The 20,394-nt window shown below is 54.0% G+C and carries 13 protein-coding genes; 5 read left to right on the top strand and 8 right to left on the bottom strand.

The window, feature by feature from the left end; translation table 11 throughout:
- Nucleotides 1-94 precede the first annotated feature (94 nt).
- Genes JC200_RS03205 through JC200_RS03215 form a run of 3 tightly spaced genes read left to right on the top strand, consistent with a single transcriptional unit; the run spans nt 95 to nt 2,710 of the window.
- A complete protein-coding gene (locus tag JC200_RS03205; protein ID WP_274434745.1) occupies nt 95-853 on the top strand; it encodes an HpcH/HpaI aldolase family protein in 759 nt (252 codons plus the stop codon).
- A 39-nt stretch (nt 854-892) separates the two neighbouring features.
- Entirely contained in the window at nt 893-1,798 is a 906-nt protein-coding gene (locus JC200_RS03210; protein ID WP_274434746.1) for a cupin domain-containing protein, read from the top strand.
- A gap of 21 nt (nt 1,799-1,819) precedes the next feature.
- Nucleotides 1,820-2,710, top strand: a complete 891-nt coding sequence (locus JC200_RS03215) for a DUF6282 family protein (protein ID WP_274434747.1) — start codon at nt 1,820-1,822, stop codon at nt 2,708-2,710.
- Between the two features lie 574 nt (nt 2,711-3,284).
- Here the strand turns inward: JC200_RS03215 and JC200_RS03220 are convergent.
- A complete protein-coding gene (locus JC200_RS03220) occupies nt 3,285-3,863 on the bottom strand; it encodes a PadR family transcriptional regulator (protein ID WP_274434748.1) in 579 nt (192 codons plus the stop codon).
- Nucleotides 3,864-4,027: 164 nt separating this feature from the next.
- Between JC200_RS03220 and JC200_RS03225 the strand changes: the two genes are divergently transcribed.
- Together JC200_RS03225 and JC200_RS03230 are read left to right on the top strand one after the other, a co-directional pair.
- Complete coding sequence (locus tag JC200_RS03225) at nt 4,028-5,224, top strand: YhgE/Pip domain-containing protein (RefSeq protein ID WP_274434749.1); 1,197 nt, start codon at nt 4,028-4,030, stop codon at nt 5,222-5,224.
- Between the two features lie 63 nt (nt 5,225-5,287).
- Nucleotides 5,288-6,118 (top strand): SDR family oxidoreductase, encoded by an 831-nt coding sequence (locus JC200_RS03230; protein WP_443111895.1) that lies wholly within the window; start codon nt 5,288-5,290, stop codon nt 6,116-6,118.
- 341 nt (nt 6,119-6,459) lie between these two features.
- Here the strand turns inward: JC200_RS03230 and JC200_RS03235 are convergent, their stop codons facing one another.
- The 7 genes from JC200_RS03235 to JC200_RS03265 form a co-directional block, all read right to left on the bottom strand.
- Nucleotides 6,460-7,422: a M48 family metalloprotease gene (locus tag JC200_RS03235; protein WP_274434751.1), complete on the bottom strand. Its 963-nt coding sequence runs from the start codon at nt 7,420-7,422 to the stop codon at nt 6,460-6,462.
- 167 nt (nt 7,423-7,589) lie between these two features.
- Nucleotides 7,590-8,642, bottom strand: a complete 1,053-nt coding sequence (locus JC200_RS03240; RefSeq protein WP_274434752.1) for a Fic family protein — start codon at nt 8,640-8,642, stop codon at nt 7,590-7,592.
- 425 nt (nt 8,643-9,067) lie between these two features.
- Complete coding sequence (locus JC200_RS03245) at nt 9,068-12,328, bottom strand: UvrD-helicase domain-containing protein (RefSeq protein ID WP_274434753.1); 3,261 nt, start codon at nt 12,326-12,328, stop codon at nt 9,068-9,070.
- Nucleotides 12,329-15,031, bottom strand: a complete 2,703-nt coding sequence (locus JC200_RS03250; protein WP_274434754.1) for a PD-(D/E)XK nuclease family protein — start codon at nt 15,029-15,031, stop codon at nt 12,329-12,331.
- Nucleotides 15,032-15,208: 177 nt separating this feature from the next.
- Nucleotides 15,209-17,977 carry an AAA domain-containing protein gene (locus tag JC200_RS03255; RefSeq protein ID WP_274434755.1) on the bottom strand — a complete coding sequence of 923 codons (2,769 nt, stop codon included), beginning with the start codon at nt 17,975-17,977 and terminating at the stop codon, nt 15,209-15,211.
- Nucleotides 17,978-18,034: 57 nt separating this feature from the next.
- Nucleotides 18,035-19,009 (bottom strand): nuclease-related domain-containing protein, encoded by a 975-nt coding sequence (locus JC200_RS03260; RefSeq protein ID WP_274434756.1) that lies wholly within the window; start codon nt 19,007-19,009, stop codon nt 18,035-18,037.
- A gap of 347 nt (nt 19,010-19,356) precedes the next feature.
- Complete coding sequence (locus JC200_RS03265) at nt 19,357-20,295, bottom strand: HNH endonuclease (protein ID WP_274434757.1); 939 nt, start codon at nt 20,293-20,295, stop codon at nt 19,357-19,359.
- Nucleotides 20,296-20,394: the final 99 nt, after the last annotated feature.

The following is a 20,394-nucleotide window of genomic DNA, read 5'->3' on the forward strand; positions in this document are numbered from 1 at the left end:
TTTTCTTATTGCAAAATTCATTGGGGTGTTTATATACTTTACACTAGTTGGCGAAAGCGCTGTCTTCTCACGCCAACGGATTGGAGGGTTCATGATGGCAGGATTAAGCCTTAAAGAAAAGCTTGCTTCGCGACCTTGTTTCGGCACCTTTCTGAAGCTGCCCCGTCCAGAGGTCGTACACATCCTAGCCTTAGCAGGATTCGACTTCGTCATCTGCGATATGGAACACAGTCAAACCTCCGAAGTTGAAGCTAGGGCGGTCATTCGAGAGTGTGTATCAGTCTCTCTACCAGTCGTCGTCCGCTTGCCTGACCCGTCACAAGGCGTCGTCAATCGTCTGCTTGAAGCAGGAGCTACCGGCATTCAAATGCCGAGACTTCAAACGTCGGACGATACAAGACACATGTACAAAATCACGCATTTTCCCCCGAACGGAGGACGATCGTTCGGCAATGCAAACGTGGCGGCCCAGTACGGAAGCGTATCTAACAATGCATATTTAGAATCCGAAAATACCAGAGTCTTAACCGTGGGCCAGTTCGAAACCCGCGCGATGGAATCGCCATGCGACTCGATGATGGACGGCCTAGACGTTGCCTTCATTGGTCCTCAAGATCTCAGCATTGACTATGGGGTTCCTGGCAATTTCATGGATGACAACGTCCAGGAACACATCCGTAAGGTGGAGATGGCAGCCAGAAGAACGGGAACGTTTATGGGGGCGTTCGCTGGTACCCCAGAGCAGGCAAAAATGTATATCGATGCCGACTACCGATTTATTGCTGTGGGTGGAGACATTGGGATGCTTGTAAAACAATCAAAATCATTAGTGTCAGAACTACATGGTCGTTAAAATTCCGGGCCAATATAACTACCAAGTGGAGGGGTACAGATGTACGACAAGAGCGATCCACGTGTGAGCCTCACCAATCATTCTCCGTCCTCCAAAGGAGCGCCTACAAGCTTTGCCGCCGCGGAATATGTGAAGTTCTACGAGCAAGTCCCGGACGAAAACGTTCGAGGGACACGGACTTGGTGGGCCCGATCGCAAAACTTTGTCATGTCTTTTTCCGAAGCAGTTGCCGGTGATACGCTTGTCCGTAAGGGGCAAGTCGACGAGTATGTCGCGTTGTTGCCCGACAAGACAACCAAGGCGTCCATCTACAATGCAGAGGAGGAAATCTCAATCACTGGCGGCCATATCGTCGTCGTTCCGCCAGGCGACAGTGGAATTCACATGGAAGAAAGCGGAACAGTGGTCCGCCTGTTTACCAACAAAAATGAAGATCTATTATCTCTATCAATCAATCAAGCATCCTATCAGGACCCGCACCCAAATGTAGCCCGATTCGAAGCTTGGCCCGAATCCCCTAAAGGGTTCAAAATCCGTGCTTACAGCCTAGACGTGCCGCCACAAGAAGGACGTTTTGGACGTATTTGGAGATGTTCTACCTTTATGGTCAATTTCCTGGATCCGAGCGGTCCACGTGACCCCGCAAAAATGTCTCCTCACTCACACGATGATTTTGAACAGTGCTCTCTTGTGCTCCAAGGAGATTACGTCCATCACTTGAGATACCCTTGGACGATTGATTCGAGGAAATGGCGCCCCGATGAGCACGAAACCTGCGGAACGCCATCGGTAACGGTCATTCCCCCATTCGCCATTCATACATCTCAAGCGGTCAACAGCGGCATCAACCAACTGGTTGATATATTTTGTCCACCCCGAATCGATTTTTCGCAACAAGAAGGCTGGGTACTGAATGCGAACGATTACCCCACCATCAACGACTAGACGACAAGGGAGGAAACAGTCATGTATGAGGAACTATTAGAAGGTACGTATGATCTGCATGTTCACCCAGGCCCAGACGTAAGCCCTCGGAAACTAGACGATCTGGAATATGCCGAGCGTGCACGTAAGTTGGGCATCAAGGGTTTTGGCATCAAATCTCATTACTTCTGTACCGCAGAACGGGCGAGACTGGTCCATAAGCTATACCCGGACGTACATCCTTTAGGCGCTGTGGTGCTAAATAATGCAGTCGGCGGCATCAACCCGGCTGCTGTTGAAATGGCAGCACGTGATGGTGCAAAACTTGTCTGGATGCCAACGTTTGACTCAGAAAACGAGATCCAATACCTGTTCAATAACACCGGCTATGAGGAATTGCCACCTTGGGCTAAGGTACAACTTGAGCGGAAGGAACAAGGCAAGGCACAAGCAGGTTTGTCGGTACTGGAGGAAGGCGTGATTAGTCCGAAAACCCATGAGGTCCTCGACTTGATCGCCGAAAACAACATGGTTTTATCTACTGGTCACCTCAGCAAAGTGGAAATTTTTGAATTGGTTAAATCGGCCCGTGAGCATAAGATTACAAAAATCCTCGTTACTCACCCTACGTTCTCGTCCATTGCACTGAGCAAGGAGGAGCAGAAACAGCTAGTAGAACTCGGGGCAATGATGGACGAATGCTACGGGTGTATCACACCCGGATACGGAACAACTTGGGAGAACATTTACGAACAGATCCGTTTTTTAGGGCCGGAGAACTGCGTTCTTTCGTCTGATCTCGGACAGGTCAATAACCCCTATCCCGATGAGGGTCTTGTGATGTTTGTGACCAATCTAATCCAAAACGGATTCACAAAAACGGAAATTACAACGATGACGGCAGTCAACACAAGTCTTTTAGCAGAGGAATAACCTTGCTCAGTTCTATGCCGTATAGAGCCAAGTGCCTAGCTTACTATTCAGTGGGACTGGGCACTCTGATCTCTCGTAAGAGTCCGTAACGTCTGTGCATATTCGCAACTTGGCACAATCCAAGAAAACAAGACAAGTTCCCGGCCACATTCCCGAGTACTCCTCCAATTGGAGTGCTTGCCGAAGACTCTCAGCGGGAGGTGCTCTTGTGAAGGCAGTTCCCATACAATGGTTTACTACCGTCGGCAATATATTGTGACGCCATGTTAACGGTTCTTGCCGGGCGAAACCTCATAAGAGAAGTCAAGAAAGTCTTGTTCATAAATTGCTTGGAGAATTTTAGATACCCCCAGCTGGACTATCTTGTCCTCATAGGCCGGAATTCCAAGCGGGCGCAGATCATTGCTGGCCCCTTTTGGAATGTGCGTCCTGCGTACTGGTTGTGGTCCTCCCCCGTTGGATATGCATTGTATAGGGGGTTTTTGTAGCATTGGAACCTAAAACCGGAATAGGGGCTCCATGAGATACCCGCATTCTTAGACGAGTCATCCCTGAGAGGCGGTCACAGTAACGATTATCGAAACATTTGTGGCCGAACTTCCCCCACTTCAAGCCAGTGAAGAGCCTGCCGGCACCACTCCACATAGGTTCGTTCTGTCATGATGCCTTTCCACACCACGAGCCACCGCCCAAACTCTGCCGTATTGGTACGAATCGGTCCCCCCTCTTGGTCTTGGATGAATGCCGTGAGAGATTCCTCTAGCGTTTGCAATCGTCCTTCATGATCTCTCAATTGTGATTCAAATTGGTCTCTTGCACTCTTTGCGGAAACTTCACCCATAAAGTAAGCCTTCAACATGAACTCGTCTCGCATTGTACGGGGGGTTTTTACGAAGGTGTTCAACCATTGCTGTAACACAACGTATCCTTTTGTAGTAAGCGAGTACACTTTTTTGTCAGGTTTTCCCTCTTGTTTCACTTGAACACAATTGATCAAATCGTCCTGGTGCATCTGACTGAGTTCGGGATAGACTTGACTATGCAGCGCATTCCAAAAATTACCAATAGGATGCTCAAATTCGGCGACTAGCTCATACCCCGTTCGTGATTCTTTGGAGATCAAACCCAGCAACGCGTAGCGCAAGACGCTCATAGTCATTTCCCCTTATGTCAGTATTGACATATCATACCCTAATCTATAGTGTAGTGCCAGACCCTCATATGTCTAATGTGACATATCAAGGCCTACACTATCGACACGTGTTTATCCTTGGATAGCACGCTTAATTCACGACCCACACTGAAGGAGGGCCTCCGATGAAAGCCTGGCGCGTGACGTTGAACGCATTTCGTAACTCCCCCATTATCTGGACCGGGGTATTGGTCGCGATTATTTATCCAGTGATTTTGGTCAATGTTTTTATGCCCGGTTACGGTGGAGTCTTACATCGTGTGGACCATATGCGGATGGCTGTTGTGAACCACGATGCGCACCTTGGACGAGAAATCATCGATGGGTTGCGCTCCCATCCACCGGTAGAGGTGTCCGTGTTGCCGACCATGCAGGCTGCCGAAAAGGCATTGGAGAATCGGTCGGTTCAACTCATTCTCCAGATCCCGCCGAATGCGACTCAACATATCCGGTCGTATCAACCCGCAACGCTGTCCTTTGTACTCGATAACTCAAATCCCGTGATGGTGAACGATATTATGCGTTCCGTCGGCCAGGGAATCACGCAGGCTGTGAATACGCAAGTGGCGAGCCAGATACAGCGCCGTATGTCGACAGTATCGCAGTCCCATTCCAAGGCAAATCTTATACGAACGGTGGCGCCACCGGTGGGCTTTTGGATCCACCCTATCCATACATCCTGGATATCTATTCACTCCACTGCTGGGTTCGCCCAGGAAATGATTCCCCTGATGTTCTTGATCGGATTCTCTGTGGGAGGCATGACGTTGGCCACCAATCTGGAAGCGGCCGCACTACAACTTCCGTCTGGGATTCGTAAATGGCACCCCTTTGTCTTACGTAGTGTCGCCATCATCGGAATTTCCCTGATTGTGTCTGGGGTAAGCACGTTCATGGTCTCCATGGCTACAGGACCCTTTACGCGAGGTTTTATTCCCATCTGGACGTTCGAATGGCTTGCGTCGGCATCATTCATGTACGTAGCGCAGATTGCCACTCTGTTGTTTGGACCTCGGGGCATCTTGGCGAATCTCTTGGTCTTAATTACCTCGATCGTCTCCTGTGGAGCCATTGTGCCCCCGCAACTGTTATCCGCTTATTTGCTCGGGCTGCGACGGATACTTCCTGGCACATATGCGGTAAATGGCACCTTTAATATGCTCTTCGGCGGCACCGGAACGACAGAAGACGTGGTGCGTTTGTTTTCGATTCTGATAGTTTCCATTATGTTGGGTGCCTTGATTGTCTTAGTAAAAAGAACCCCGGATGTGGGTCTGTTAGATCAAGAAATGCACCATCACCTATTGCTCGATCAGCGTTAGAGAAATGCCTATCAGAAAAATGCGGTGTTAATGTGGCCCTCACCATGACGGGTTACGACGTTTATCCCGAGGAGGAGAGATTTTAATATGGAGAGCCGTTACGTAGAAACACTCGATAATCCGCACTACCGTCCCGCGGGAAAACTTGAACACAAAATCGCCTTAATCACTGGAGGGGACAGCGTGATCGGTCAAGCGGTAGCCTTGGCATTCGCGAAAGAGGGAGCAGATATTGCTTTGTCGTACGTCGATGCTCGTGAAGAGGTCGACGAAGTGCGACATCTCATTGAGACCTATGGACGTCGTTGTCTTCTTATTCCCGGTGACATTGGGTACGAAACGCCGCACACGCAAGCAGTGATTGATGCAACGATCGATAGATTTGGGGAAATCAATATCCTCGTGAACAACGCCCGTGCCCCGCAAGGCAAGACAAATTTATTAGACATCGCATCAGACGAACGAGCTAAAATGTTCCGTACCCTAGTCTTTTCGCAGTTCATTATCACCCAAAAAGCCTTACCACACATAACCGCGGGGGGAGCCATTATCAATACGATGTCAGTCACCGCATATACCGGCAGTGCTGATTCGATTTCTCTCTCTTCCGCCAGCGGTGCTATTGTTGCGTTTACGCGGTCCTTATCCCTATCACTCGCGGCTCAGGGGATTCGTGTCAATGGTGTGGCTCCCGGGGTAATTGGGCATCAAATCACGGAAGACTCCGGGTTCCCAACTCATTCATTGCTCGTCACGCCCCCCGGAGTCACGCAGAATCGTGTGGGTTATCCTTATGAAGTGGCACCAGCCTATGTGTTTTTGGCTTCCGACGATGCGTCTTACATTTCGGGACAAGTAATTCATGTAAATGGGGGAACCATCGTCAACGAATAACGTTGTCAATGGGGGCCGCTACTATGGGTGCTTCCGTTATATCCCAGTATATTCATTACTGTCCAAGTCCAGTGTGGGAATTGCGTGTTTTGTTGGCCAGATTCTCAATAATTGACGACGCCTTGACCACAGCGGGGTGCGAGAAGATTTTTACCGATGTGGTCTCGGGGGCGACGAGCGCCCGTCCCAGCATGGATGCCGCTCTCGACGGTCTCATGGACGAGTTACGGCCGTCACCTTATCACGGCCGGCGTCCCGACTAATCTTCATGTCTTCGCCGACGGTCCGCACGCCTTTGACAGCCTGATGCCGGGACCGCCTGCACTCTGACGCTCTAACCACTACACCTCCCCTAGCTCTTTGCCCAACTGTTCGAGCCGCATCAGGCGTTTGGAGGTACGCGGATGCGTGGCGAACAGGCGGTCCCACCAGTGCTGTCGCGGTAGTGGATTGACTGAGAACATCATAGACAGTGCAGAGTGCTGCAAGAGTGGATTGTCCTGCGCCTCCATCTTTTGTAAAGCCGTCATGAGCGGCCTCGCCTTGCCCGTTAGAAGAACTGCGCCGTTGTCCGCCATGTACTCGCTTCTGCGCATCACCGCATGGAGCACAACCTGAACGATGAACCAAGACACGATGCCAAAGACAATTCCGCCAAGTACGAGTACGAATCCCAGACCAGCAGCCGATCCCTCGTTTTTCCTCTTTGGTCGCGCAGAATCTGAGGCAATAATGGTGATGCCAGCGACGACACTCACCGTGCTAACCCAGATGATCACGCCAGTCAGCGCGATCCACCAGCCGTCAAACAGGGCGTCCCGTCTTTTCAGGTGCGTGACTTCGTGTGCCAGCACCGCACTCAACTCTTCGTCGCTCAGCAGTCGCAATGCACCCTGTGTGACGCCAACGTACTGACGTCTGCGAAATACCCCTGCCGCGCAGGCATTCACTGCGGTCTCCGGAATGATGAACACGCGCGGCAACAGGACTCCTGCTTTTTCGCACAGCGGTTTTAATAGGCGAGATATGCGCTGCTCTGCTTCCGGCCAGATGCCGGTCTCGGCCCGCATGGTCCACATGAGATGAATTGTCAGGAAAACTGTGGCGTACAAGAGACAGCCACCGACCAGAGCCAGCCCAACGTAGAGCCCATCTCTAGTCGATCCCGCCCGATACCCAACCCACACTCCACCGGCGACCGTGCCCAGCCAGATGAGCACGTACCAGATCCATTGGCGGACGTCCACCTGTTTGCGGCGCCTAGCCCACCTGTCAATCGCTGACTCGTTCCCCTTGATACCCATTCGAATCACCCCTCGTTGGGGTCATTGTAGGGCACACCAGTGACAGCGAGTGTCACGAGAACGAGTGTTTGAGTAGTACCTTTTCCTACCTAGTAAGCAACTAAAGATGTGCTACATTTTCTGCGACTCCGCGTCTCATGTCCTCAAATGCGGGATCGTTCACACAATCACCTTTTCTTAATCCATTTCGCATGGCGACCGAGCTCGATACATTCGATCACGCCTTGCTTGCCCAACTCATTCAGTGTCTTCGTGATGGTCGGGCGACTGATACCGGGACACATCTCCTCAAGCTCTGCCACTGTGAAATCTGCCATGAACCCGTCCACGACCTGACGAATTCTTGCTTGTTTCCATCCTCTCTTCTGCGTCTGCTCAATGTTTCCGACTCGTTCCTGAAAACGATAATAGGACTCGAGCAGCATGGTCAGAAAATACTCAAGCCACGGAGCAAAATCATGTTCGGATTCGTGCCATCCCTGAGAAGAGCGCTCAAGCGTATCATAGTACTGAACCTTTGTGTCCTCGATGACCTTCTCCAAACTAATGTACCGTCCTACGATGTATCCGCTCTGATAGAGAAGCAGAAGGGTGAGCAGCCGTGCCATGCGACCATTTCCATCCGAGAACGGATGGATGCAGAGAAAATCGAGCACAAATCCTGCAATCAAAATCGGCATCGGGAACTGGCCGATATCCTTCGCTCGATTGAATGACTTACATAATTCATTCATAGCATCAGGCGTATTCCACGCGGGAGTCGGTGTGAACCGAACACGAGTGGTGCCGTCCGGATGCTTTTCTTCAATCGCATTGTCGGTCATCTTCCATCTGCCGCCATTCGCGCCTGTATATTTCATGAGATAACCATGCAACTGCAGAATGAAATTCGGTTCGATTTTGATGTGTTCGTAGCTCTCGTGAGTCATCGCGAGAACATCACGATATCCCGCAATCTCACCCTCAGAACGACTTTTCGGCGCGTCCATCCTATTGACGATGGATTCAAGTCGCTTCGATGAGATGACAATGCCCTCGATACGGTTCGATGACTCCGTGCTTTGAATGATTGCGCTCTGCCTGAGTGTATCGAGGACTTGAGGAATTTGTCGCTGAAACAGTTCCTGCTTTCCCCGGAACTCACCAAGCTGCGCTGCCGCACTCAGAACCTGAGGACTAATATGAAATTCAGATAGGTAACCGGAATTGAGGGTGGACAATGTTATCACCAGCCATGCAGTTTATATATATAATTTACACTATTTATGATAACATTATACAATGACATCACTGCGAAGCCAACACGTCACGGCTGCCCTCACCCCACGTGCCTACCTCATTAATTTTCACAACACCATCCGCGTACTGGTTCTCAAACATAGACCAACTATGGTATGTGGTCACAGGCGTAAGTCGCGGCTTGCTCGATCCGATACTGTTCTCAACAGCCATCCAGTCGAATGTAGTGTTCTGTCCTAGCCCTGTATCGTTCTACGTGGTGTCCGGATGCTGCGCATCCGTGTTCCAGATAATACCACAAGACAATGCATTTGTGTGTCCACGGTTGAGGGAACCTGAAGCTTTTTCTATCCAGAACACCACATTCGGAATTGACCTGTTGCGGCTCCCCGCCCCGACCGCCCGCTCAGGCCGGACTCACGCGGTGCACAAGGTCCTCTGCCCCAAAACTCACCATCGCACCGACGATTGGCATGTGAATCCAAGCTCCAATGACAGGCCTGCCTGTTGCCCGCGCTATCGCTTCGCTGTAGACGCTCAACTGAGGCAGGTACGACCGCGCCTTATCGATCCACTGGCTTTCGGGACCTGGGAACGTCTTATGGTCGATGAGCACATACCCGTCCGGTGTCTCAAGCACAAGGTCAGCCCAGCCGCTCGCCGTTTGCAAACCGCGACGCAAGTGTATCGGCCACTCCCGGTGTACGGCTGTCACGGATGGGTAGCGGTTGCGAATGAACGCTGCCAACCGGTCCCCCGCCTCTACCACGGACTCTGGCGACACCGCTGTCACACGGTAGCGCTGAAGAATCGCTGCCGCTTGCCCGATTCGCGCGTCACGAGCCCGTGCGATATTGTCGGCAGCAAGGAACGCGTGGACGGCGTCACCGAGGTCGGCCATTGCGATGCGGCCGGTGAGGGAAATGCGCTGTCCAAGTGATAATACCTCGGTGTCAGCCGCCGTGGATGACAAGCCGCCGCCGGAACCCGAAACGTCGGCCACCGCTCCCGCCTTGCTCGGTTGAAAGTGCGCAGGCAAAAATACATCAGCTACGTGTTCCGGCTCCCGCGCCAGATAGACTGCGGTCGGGATGCCCACTTCAGTGGTGCCTGTCGATCCGGATTCGTCCATCTGCTCTGGCTCAGCTAAGTCCATCAGACGCACACGGCAGCGGTAGTCAGCGTCTCCTGCCCGGATAACTCCGTAACCAGACTCGTCTGCTCCGCCCGGCAGCATGACCTGGCGGTGGCCTGCCCTGTCTGTCAGCTCTTGTAGCCAAGACGTGTGCTGGTTGTCTCGCGTCGCCAGGATGAGGTAGTCTCTGGCCCTCGTTAGGCCGACGTAGAGAACGCGGATGTTCTCCGCCTCTGCGCGCTGTTCGATGTCCGCCAGCTCCGGCATGCCTTGCACGGCCGTATCGAGACCGACCTTCGTTCTCTGCAGACCGTACGGCCAGGGCCAGTAAAAGAGGGTACGGTTTTCGAGAGGGCGTAGCGGATTAAACGCATCGTCGTGTTCGGGCATCGCCAGGACCCGGTTGAACACAGGCGGGATGGAACCCCCTCTGCTCCCGTTGTTCAGATCCGTCAGGATGACAACTGGCCATTCCAAGCCCTTCGCCCGGTGATATGTGGAGATGCGCACAGCTCCGTCGTCATCGCTGTCCGGGACCTTGTCGACATCGACGTTTCCCGCTGCCTCCCGGAAGTGCAACACAAGCCCACTCTGCGTCGCGGCCAAACCGCTCCGTTGGCAGAGGTCCTCATAGGCACGGGCCATGCCGCGGACGGCCTCGACGTTTTGCATCCGCTGTTCTCCGCCCCAGGCGGCGACGAGTTCGTGCACCTTTGCGGCACGGATGGCCGTGTCAAACGCCTCGGTCGGGCTCATATGCCTAACCCGCTTTCGCGCGGCAGAGAGCGCACTAACCCGCTCATTGTCAGCGAAGGCGTCGACCGGGTGATCCGGATCCGACTCGAACCACGTGGTGAGCCAACTGCCAGGAGCCGCGTTAGCACTCGTCAAGTGAATGAGCTCCGCCAGAGCCAGCGTGTCGCGGTCATCCACCAAATACCGATACGCAGCTTGGGCTACCAGCGCCTCAGGCGTGGTCAGGAGGCCGGCTCGAGCGAGTGACGAGCGAACGCCGCGCTTCGCCAGTTCGTCGGCGATGTCTTGGCAGTGCTGATTGCTCCTACAGAGGACTGCGACATCCCCCGCTCGGATGGGCCTCAGTTGCTTCGTCTGCTTATCCTCGACGAGGTATTCTTCGGGCCGATTGAGCAAGTTGCACACACCGATAGCGATGCTTGCCACATCGTGGTCGGCGTTCTTGGCGTCCGGCGTGTACCACGCCTCAATCGACACCGCCTGCTCCGTGTGCTCCGGACGGATGGCATCCAACCGGACACGTTCCGCTGGCAAGCCCATCCGGCCAAATGCGCCGACAACCGCGTCGTTGACGAAGTCGACGAGTGACGGTCGGGATCGGCGGGATGTGGACAACACTTCAATGTCGGACGGTGACAAGGTGTCCATCACGGCGGTCATCAGCTTCGGGTCTGTGTCTCGGAAGCCGAAAATGGCCTGCTTCACGTCGCCAACCCAGGTTGATCCGTTCGCAATGGCGAGCAGTCGTGTCACCAACGCGAGTTGCAGCGGACTGCAGTCCTGGAACTCGTCGATAAAGACATGCGAGATTCTGTCGCGAAGTGCATCCGTAAAGTCCGGATTGGCCAACAGCTTCAAGGCCAGCGCCTCTTGGTCGGTGAAGTCCAGCACGCCCCGTTTGGCCTTTTCCATCTGGTAGCGATCCATCGCGTCGGCGGCACAATCAAACACGGCGTCAATCGTCGTTCGGATATCGTCACGAAGCCCTGGGTGTCGATCGTGTAGACTCGCAACTGCCAAGAGCTCAGAGAAGGCGTCCTCGCTCTTCTTCGCTGGCTTTAGCTTGCTGAGTTTTGCCCAATCTCCCCACGTGGGTGCTCCCTGACGCCGCCATGTGCGCAGTATCTGGTCAACGTCATCGAGTGCCTTCTGGGTTGTCTTCGTCGTGTCGGTCTCCGGCACCGCAGCACGAATGTTTTCCACGGCGTGTTTGAGCCGCTCCGTCAAAGCTGGGCCGTTGGCAAGGCTCGGTGGCAGGATGGCGCTCAACTTTTGCCAAGAATAATCCGCCGCTTGGCGCACCGCGTCGGAAGCGAGGTTGTTCTTGCGCGCTTGGTCGACGATGTTTCGCACCACACCGTCCCACACGTCGTCCAGCCCCATGCGCGTAAAGACGGCTTGATACAGGCTCCCGTACTGCTCGAGCACGTCTGCCACCACGGTTTGAAAGACCGCCTTCGCGTCTTCCTCCGGCAGGATGGTCTGCGCGGGCGAAAGGCCGAGCTCAAGGGCAAACTCTCGCACCAGACGGCCAAAGACGCTGTTCATCGTGCCGACGTAGCCGTCCGTGATACGTGCGGCTGAGTCGTGACGGCCCTCTGCAATCAGCCGCTGCCGCACGCGTTCCAACAGTTCGTCGGCCGCCTTGTTCGTGAACGTGGTGGCCATGATTTGGTCAGCCGGTACACCTTCTGCGACGACGTCCGCGATGGCTTTCGAGAGCCTCCACGTCTTGCCGGCACCCGCCCCGGCGCTAATCACTTTGACGTTGTTCATCTACTTCGCCACCTCCGTCAGCCCGCAAATGGCCTGGTAGTCGCAGAAACGACACTTCGGTTTGACCAGCGCAGACGCGAGCGCCTCTGCTGTGTCAGCCGACACGATGCCCGTGGCCGTCAGTCGGCCTTCTGACAGCTCGGACAGAACGCGATCGATCTCCTGTCGAATGAGCGCCAGCGACTCGCCCTGGGACGGACCGCTCACTTGCGCGTTACGTGGCATATTGGGATGTTGGCGCGCTAACACGGTGCCGTCTGTGAGCAGGAAGTAGAACCCTGGCAGCTCTTCCGCGCGACCTTCCGCGACCAGCCACAGGTACACCGTGAGCTGAACAGACAGACGCCCGAGCAGTTCGCGGTAGTAGTTCTTGCCCCATGACCACTTGAGGTCGATCACGACGGGCTCCCCACCCTGCGCCTCACCGACGAGGTCCAGGCGCCCTTCGATGTCTACGCCCTCCCCCCAGTTTTGGACGAGGGTCGCTTCTGTTTTCTTCAATTCGATCCCGGTCTCGGCCAGCAACTCAAACAACTGCTCAATCGACGCGACAAACCTTGTCTTGGCGTCCCGCCGAAGTTTGGCGTTCTTGGGTTCGAGCAACACGGCGGCGGTGGTGGGCACAAGTTCATCGAACAGTTCCCCGGCTCGCACCCGGGCTACCTCACTCGACCAGGTCATCGATTCCTGCAACATGACGCTCAGCACTTCGTGCATCAGGGTCCCGAGCGTTTGGTTGTTACTCGGCAGAGACGCCACGTTCCCGGAGCGGACTTTGCCGGCGTAGTGCAAGCCCCACGCCAGCGAGCAACCGAGCAGCGTGTCAAGGCTAGAGGCGGATTCTTTCTCGCGCAAGGCAATCCCTGCCGGCACCTGCCAGTCGCGGATTGGACCAGGCAGGGCAGCCGGTGTTTGCGTCACTCGCCGGATTTCTGCCCCGGCAAGACGGACGGTCTCGGAGCGGCGCAGGTCCGACGCGTCGTAGGTGATAGCGGCTTCGCCAAGCCCCTGTTCGTCTGTGCAAAGCACCTGCTTGACCTCGCTCCAGAGCGGGTGGTCTGTGGTCGCTTCCCCTGCTACCCGTTTCGGGGCAACAAAGATGATGCGTTTGCCTGCGAAGTGAGCGACTCGCCGCCACGCGGCAGCTTGTCGCCGTGACGCCAGCGTGTGGTCAGGGACTTCGACACCTCGATCACGCAGCCACATCCGCTCAGCGGATGTCCACGTCCTGGTCGCCGGACCTTGCTTCGAATCGTGGAACCCCCACCAGACAACCGCGTCCGCGGGTGCCCACAACTGCCCGGGGTGCTCAACGACGCCCCACGGCGCTGCCTCTTCGCGAATCTCTGAGATGACAACGCCCCCGCCCGACACCGCATCGAGGATGCGCTGCAACTGCAGGCGGGACACGGTGGTCGTACCGAGGGCATCGGCGACGTCGGCAACTTCTGCCGCTTGCCGAGCTGCTTCCAACAACATGCCGTCATCGTCACGGTTTGCGGCGAGGCCGTGTGCCCAGACAGCGACCTGGCTGCAAATTCGTCGAAGTTCGTCAACCGGAATGCCACTGTCGGGATGGAACCGACGGTGGTCAATCCACTCACTGATTCGCTTGTCGAGCTTTGCCCGTTCACTTGCCTGTTGCTCTTGCGACAGCCCTTCTTCGGCCCAGCGCTCTGTCGATCTGCGGTAAGCAGTCTCGAGCGCCTCTGCCCATTGTCGCCCGCCAATGCCGGGTGCATTGGAAATTGCGCGAGACAGCTCATGCCGGACTCGCCTTGGAACGGGAGAGTCTTCAAGCGACAGGAACTGCAGCATCGCTTCAATGCGGACTGGCTCCCAGTACGTTTCAATGGCCAAGGGCAAGACTTGCAACACCTCGCGCCAACGAGATGGCTTTTCAACCCCTGGGCTTGGCAGTCCGCGTTGATGGAGTACCTCCCCGAGCGTGAGGCTGCCGTCGCCGCGAATGAGAACCGTGTTCTCTTCCATCCCCTTCGTGCCAAGCCACGTGGCCACAAAGTCCGCCGCTTCCCACTCGTTTTCCGCCCGCACCATCATCACACTGCTATCCCCTGATGCCAGTGCCGGCTCCCCGCCAGTCTGCGCACGCTGAAGATGGCCCAAGTCGCCCTCGGCCTCTAGCTCGCTGGACTCGCTCCACTTAAGACGCACACCGCACTTGCAGAGTTCAGCGACAAGGTCCCGCTGCCACGCCTCCCACAGCGCATCGTTCTGGTCGAGGAGTGTTATTTGATCGATTTCCACGTGCGCTGGCTCACGCAACCGCTGCAGCACTGCCCGCATTCGGTCAGCAAAACCCGGCGTCCGGTTTGTATGGCTCGCTTCCAAAGCAGTAAGCGCCTCAAGCCAGCGCCCGCCCCCCATGTGCACCGGCGCATCCCAGCCGGCAAGAACCAGTTCATCCCTGCGTCGCAGCAACTCCTTCGCCGTGTTCCAGGGGTCGACTCGGAAAGACTCCGCGAACGGGAGACTTGTATAACCACTACTCTGAATGAGCCTCACCCATTCCGCGACACGCCGCGCCTCGGAGACCGGGGGTGCCGTCAACCCCAGGATCGTCTCGAGGACTCCGACGAGACCCCGAAAACCGGTCACGACCCGTCCAACCGCAGCATCTGCCTCGCCCATCGCGTCGGGATAGGCTGCGCCATCCAACCAACTTCCCAGTAGAACCTCCATAATAACCCTCACCCCCAAACACCTCACGATTTCAACGCGTGACGGGCACAAAACGACATCTCGGGACATCTGCCCACAGGATAATTGTACCCCCTGTCAGGGGGTGTCACGGGAACGTGTGTTTGGAAGGAATGGGTACCGGCTTCTCCAACCCACCCACCCTGTGAAAAGCAACGATTAAATCAAAATGTCATCAAGTCTACTGCAAATCCGATTCCGCTCTTCACTTCCGGTCGTTGGCAGTCGCAAGAGCGGGAGACCGTACGCTGCGAAAATCCTATCCTTCATGTGGTCTCTTTCCAGCTGCTTGGGATTGTTCTCATGGTACGTGAAGCCATCAACTTCAATGGCCAGAACCGGAGCCCTATCCATCTTGTGATAGACAAGAAAATCCACCGACGCACCGTTTTGTATATATTGCCTCTCATTCGCATTCAGTTTGTTCAGGTCTCGAAAGAGGTTACGAATAAACACTTGCTCCCGAAATGACAATCCGCTATAACGCTGTTCATGCAGAATGTCTTGCATGAGGGCACGTATGATATTTTCGGTGTCGTACTTCGACTTCTTCGTCACCCTGCGCCTGAGCTCTGCCAACTTGTGTGAGTAGTCCTTGTAAAGTAAGTCGAATACCGAGACCGTCGCGCTCTCGATGATGTTTTCATCCAGAGTGTTATATTCCATGTAACGCAGGAGGTCGCCGACCTCGCTTTGCGTGTCCCGAAACATTGAGTGGTCTGTAACAAGGATGAGCCTTTCCTTCGCTCGCGACACGGCAACATTGATCATGTGCGGGTCGTTGACAAACTGCATTCCCCTTTGGCCAGCCACCGAACTATCCAGTACAGTTGACAAAATCATGACCCGCTTCTCGCGTCCTTGGTATTTGTGGATTGTATCTTTCTCAATCTCACTCGACAGTTGACCTGACGCCCTTTCCACCTGTTTGCGATACGGCGTCGTAAACCCGATGTCGTTGTAATCTAGATTGGCAGTGTGGGTACCTGCGAGCACCTCATTTTCGATCACGTCAATTTCACGTTGATTGAAACGTCCCTTACTTCCATGGCTTAGCCGACTCATGTGGTTCCCCTCTGCAGTTCGGTAGATAAGCAGAGGCGTGTCTCCCTCGGTTTCATTCTCAAACGGTATGAGTTTGCCATCATAGTACTTCTGATTGCAAAACCCGATGATTTTCGGGTGACACCGATAGTGTTCTCTAAGTAGCACACGCGGCAACGCTGCGCCATACAAACTCAACATGGAGGACAAAATATTGTGCTCGAAGTAATCATAGGGAGTCCCTACGATTCCAACAGGGCAGGAAATTTTGTCTCGGATCTTCATATCTATGATCTGGGGTAGTTGCTTCGTGTCACCCACAATAACGGCATTTTGAGCACAGGACAAAGCCAGCGCAGCCGTCACCAAATCGACCTGTGACGACTCGTCAATAATGACATAGTCAAACAGGAAGTTGTCAGGTATACAGTTGCGCAAGGAATGGGTCGTGCTGAGCACAATAGGATACGTCTTGACGAATTTCTCAAATCGTCGCTTGTAGTTCATCGACCTGAAGTCGGTGGGAGCAGGCCCACTATATTTCGCGTACAGCCGATGTCGAAATAACTTCTTTGATTTGTTTTGGTGTTGGTCTGGCAGCGATACCAAAGCCGCCTCGCTTAACTTACTGTCCAGTGATGAAATTTTCCGTTCAAGTTGTTCTATCTTTAGCCGATAATAGGTCTTCTGGATGAGTAGCAAGGAGTCTGGGTTCTGGGCCAGACGCCTGAAGTTACAAAATCCGTAGCGAAGGACGTACATAAGACGCCTCAGGAAAGGCATCTTTCCGTTGTCAACCGAGACCCGGATATCCGCTAGTAGTGAAAGTAGTTTCTCTGGAGTTGTACGTTGCAACGCTGGGGTGAGCAAATCATCCACATTGCCGCCCTTGTAAAACGTCTCAAAGTGCTCCTGCTCCAGCTTATAGACCGACACTTCATGCTGGAGCGCCGCTCTCTCACGTTCCAGTGTCATTCGACGTTCGATCCGCCGATTGAGTTCAACCAACTCTGCTCTCAGGACATCCCGTTCGTCTTCCAACACTTCCCAACCGTCAACATCTGCTTTTGGAGGGCTTTCGAAGAAGCGTTTGCGATTCGCAGCATTCCCCAGTGCAGCCACCAGAAAGTCGTACCCTTCAGAACTAAGCTTATCAAGCACGTTCTCAACCGCTGCATTGTTGCTGGATACCACGGCAACCGTCTTGTCGCCGAGTATGAGGTTGCACAGGATGTTCAGAATCGCTTGTGTCTTACCGGTCCCGGGCGGACCCTCAATAACGGAAATCCTACTGTGAAGGGCATTTTGGAGTGCTTCGCGTTGGCTCTGGTTAAACTTGAACGGGAATATAATATCGGCCGGTAGCTGTTCCTCCACGCTCGCGCGGACATCAGTTCCGTTTAGGTAAGCGGCAAGAACGCTCCGCGGGCTTACAAACAGCTTGAGTCTTTCAAACTGTTGCCCAAGAAATGTATCAGCTCCCGCTCCTCCGTCCGACACTGAGGCATGTCTTGCAATGTCGGCCCAGTGTTGAAGAACCTGGTCTGCCTCTGGCGAGTTAGTACCACTTCGTTCGATACGAATGGCCCGCGCATCGTAAACTCCTCCGCTTCCACGGTCCGACAGCAGTCGCACCCGTTCCCCGAAATCAACGACCCTTTGAATTCCCGCAATCGGCATATCGCAGTGATAGACGACTTGATTGTCTGCCACATCGAGAACACCGCGACTCTCAAAGACCTCAACATCGCGGACAGGATACCTATACTCTTTGGGTGAATCGAGGAAGGTGACGGAGACGGTCTGCCCTCTAACCTGGTAGTCGCGAACCTGAGTGGTTTTATCTTTGCCCTTCAAGAGGATCAGATACTTGGTTTCGTCCATCAGATGCCCTTTCAGTTTCGGTTATGTGTAGAACAGACTCGCTGGATACTCACGTCGCTAGATTGGATTTACATAGTACGGTGAACTTGTCCCACACTCGGCACATTCCCGATAGAAGTTAAGCCCCTCTTTACGAAGACGTTCCTTGTGTCCGACTTGTCCACATCCGATCTTTATAGGGGTGTTGCCCTCACAGGCCGCACATTTGAAGTAATATCCATAGCGACCATGCTGAATGGATAGGTTCTCGCTGCCACAATTACGACATTGGTGTTTCACCAGACTAGCCTGGACATCCGTCTGATTACCTGCGACCTTAAACCTGCCTGCATAGTCGAACTGCGCTGGCTTATGTAAGGCAATCAACTGGCCTCCGATGTCTCGTAACGTTTCCTCCGAGATTATCCGCGAGGCGTTTCCAAGAACGCCGAAGAAACCCGTTTTGTCGAATTGGCTGTCTATGGTCTTGGACAACATATCGGCCTTAATGACCTTTGACGTGTCAAGCTTCTCAGGTCTCTTAATTCGTGCATTTGAGGAAACAAGAACGTAGGAGTGAAAAACTGGAGATAGACGCATGCCGACTCTCGTTGGCATGTCGATGGCTGCGAATGCCTCTTTAAGCACTTCAATATGGCGGTCGTTTTGCTCTAGAGGTGAAGCCATACCTTCATAGGCTCTACGATACTGGTTCCACATCAGGAACTCCCCATCATCAGAGATCTTCACGCCTGCGTGGAAGTGTTTTGACTCAAGCACAAAAACGTTCAGCGTTCGGTGGATAATCAGGTGGTCAATCTGGGCCACTCTTCCTCCGACTTCGATCCGTAGGTCATGGATCACGGCCGTCTTATCCAACGCTCCATAGTGAAAGTTGATCAGGTACGCAGCCTCTTCCTCACCCTTTGCGCCCGCGCGCAACATGCGCAGCTCCCGTTCGATCCGCGGCTTCGTCTCTTCGTCTGAGCCCTCTCGCAATTTTTCAAGCTGTTCGATGTATCGCAATTTGTCGTCCGCGTTCTTCAGAATCATTTTGTGCCACCCATCTGAGCAATTCGTTATGTCTCCAGTATTCTACATTTCAAGGTCCGCTCCCTGCAAAGGCTGCCAAGGATAGCGAATTACGACGCTTGCTCCGCAGTCTCTTGCAGTTTACGTACCACAGGGCAGCAAGCGGATCCGCTATTGTTGTTGGCCTCGTGCTGCTCCTCGACCTCCTGAATGAAATCGACCACATGGAAATCTAAGCCGCGTGTGCGCTTCCATCGCTGCATTTCGCCGGCAATGCAGTCGAACGCCACGACGCGCTCGTCATCGATGGCCACCTGACTGACGAGGTGAGCGCGTCTGCGTCTGCAACAATAAGGGTGCCTTCCTGATCAAGCCAAGTACACGTTCTCGTTGTGCCACAAGAGGTAATCCTTCGAAGGCCGTTCCGCATCGCGATCCGGTAGAATCTCTAACGGTTTCCCATGCATCGCGTAGTACTCCCGCCCATTCCCATAGTCTTCCTTAATTCTGCGGCTGACCTCTATACGGAACTCCTCGTTGACAGTGATGTATCCTCGGTCGAACAGCGTATGTACGTCCTGTCGTAATAGCAGGCCGTTTGCCACGTCGTGTGGTCCTTCCAAGGAATAGGGTCGAATATGGGCTGCGTCGAGTACCGGGAGTGTTTTTTCTCCCGTTATCGCACAGCGTCTGTGGTACGCCTCCGTCACAAGGAGTCGAAATCCTCCCTGTCCAACCCGAGGGGCCACTAAGTACTCCTTGCCATACCGACCCTCTCGGCCTAATTCATGCTGACCAGCGCCCGTGGTCGGTACGCCGGTGATATGTGAAACTCGTTGGAGCACCTGATCCCGGAGATCCCTCCCGATTAACGAATCATCGTCATAGGTCTTGCCCTGGACAATGTTCGATGACCAATCACTTGGTACCGGGATCCACTGGTCTCGAGAAAAGAAGAACGGCTGAGAGAGGACAATGCAGCCAACAGTAGGGTCAGGCTCAGTTCTGGGGTCTACCTTGCGGTAGCGGAGAATGCTTTCACGAAACGAATAGTAGTTGGGGGTCCCATTCTTCTCAGCAAAGGCCTGCCAAGCGAGCGAGACGGGAAGGAAAGCGTGGCGCAAGAATACGCCACCACCGACAATGAAGTTCTTCGGACTGTGCAGCTTAAACAGGAAAAGTTCTCCCGGCTTGAGAGCCTTAAAGCCGATGCGCCCGCCTGGTTGCCAAAAGTTGACCTCGTCGGGGCGGAGGCGTGCCAGAAACTCATACCACCGTTCGTCAGTAACTCCAATATACATTCGCATCGTCATTCGCTCCACCACGCCAGATCCTTACTCTTCCATTATATCCTATGAGTTCAACACACGTCGACGTATGGACAGGGTGAAAACGCCTGCTTTGTG

The organism is Alicyclobacillus sp. ALC3 (genome assembly GCF_028751195.1).
GTDB lineage: Bacteria > Bacillota > Bacilli > Alicyclobacillales > Alicyclobacillaceae > Alicyclobacillus_L.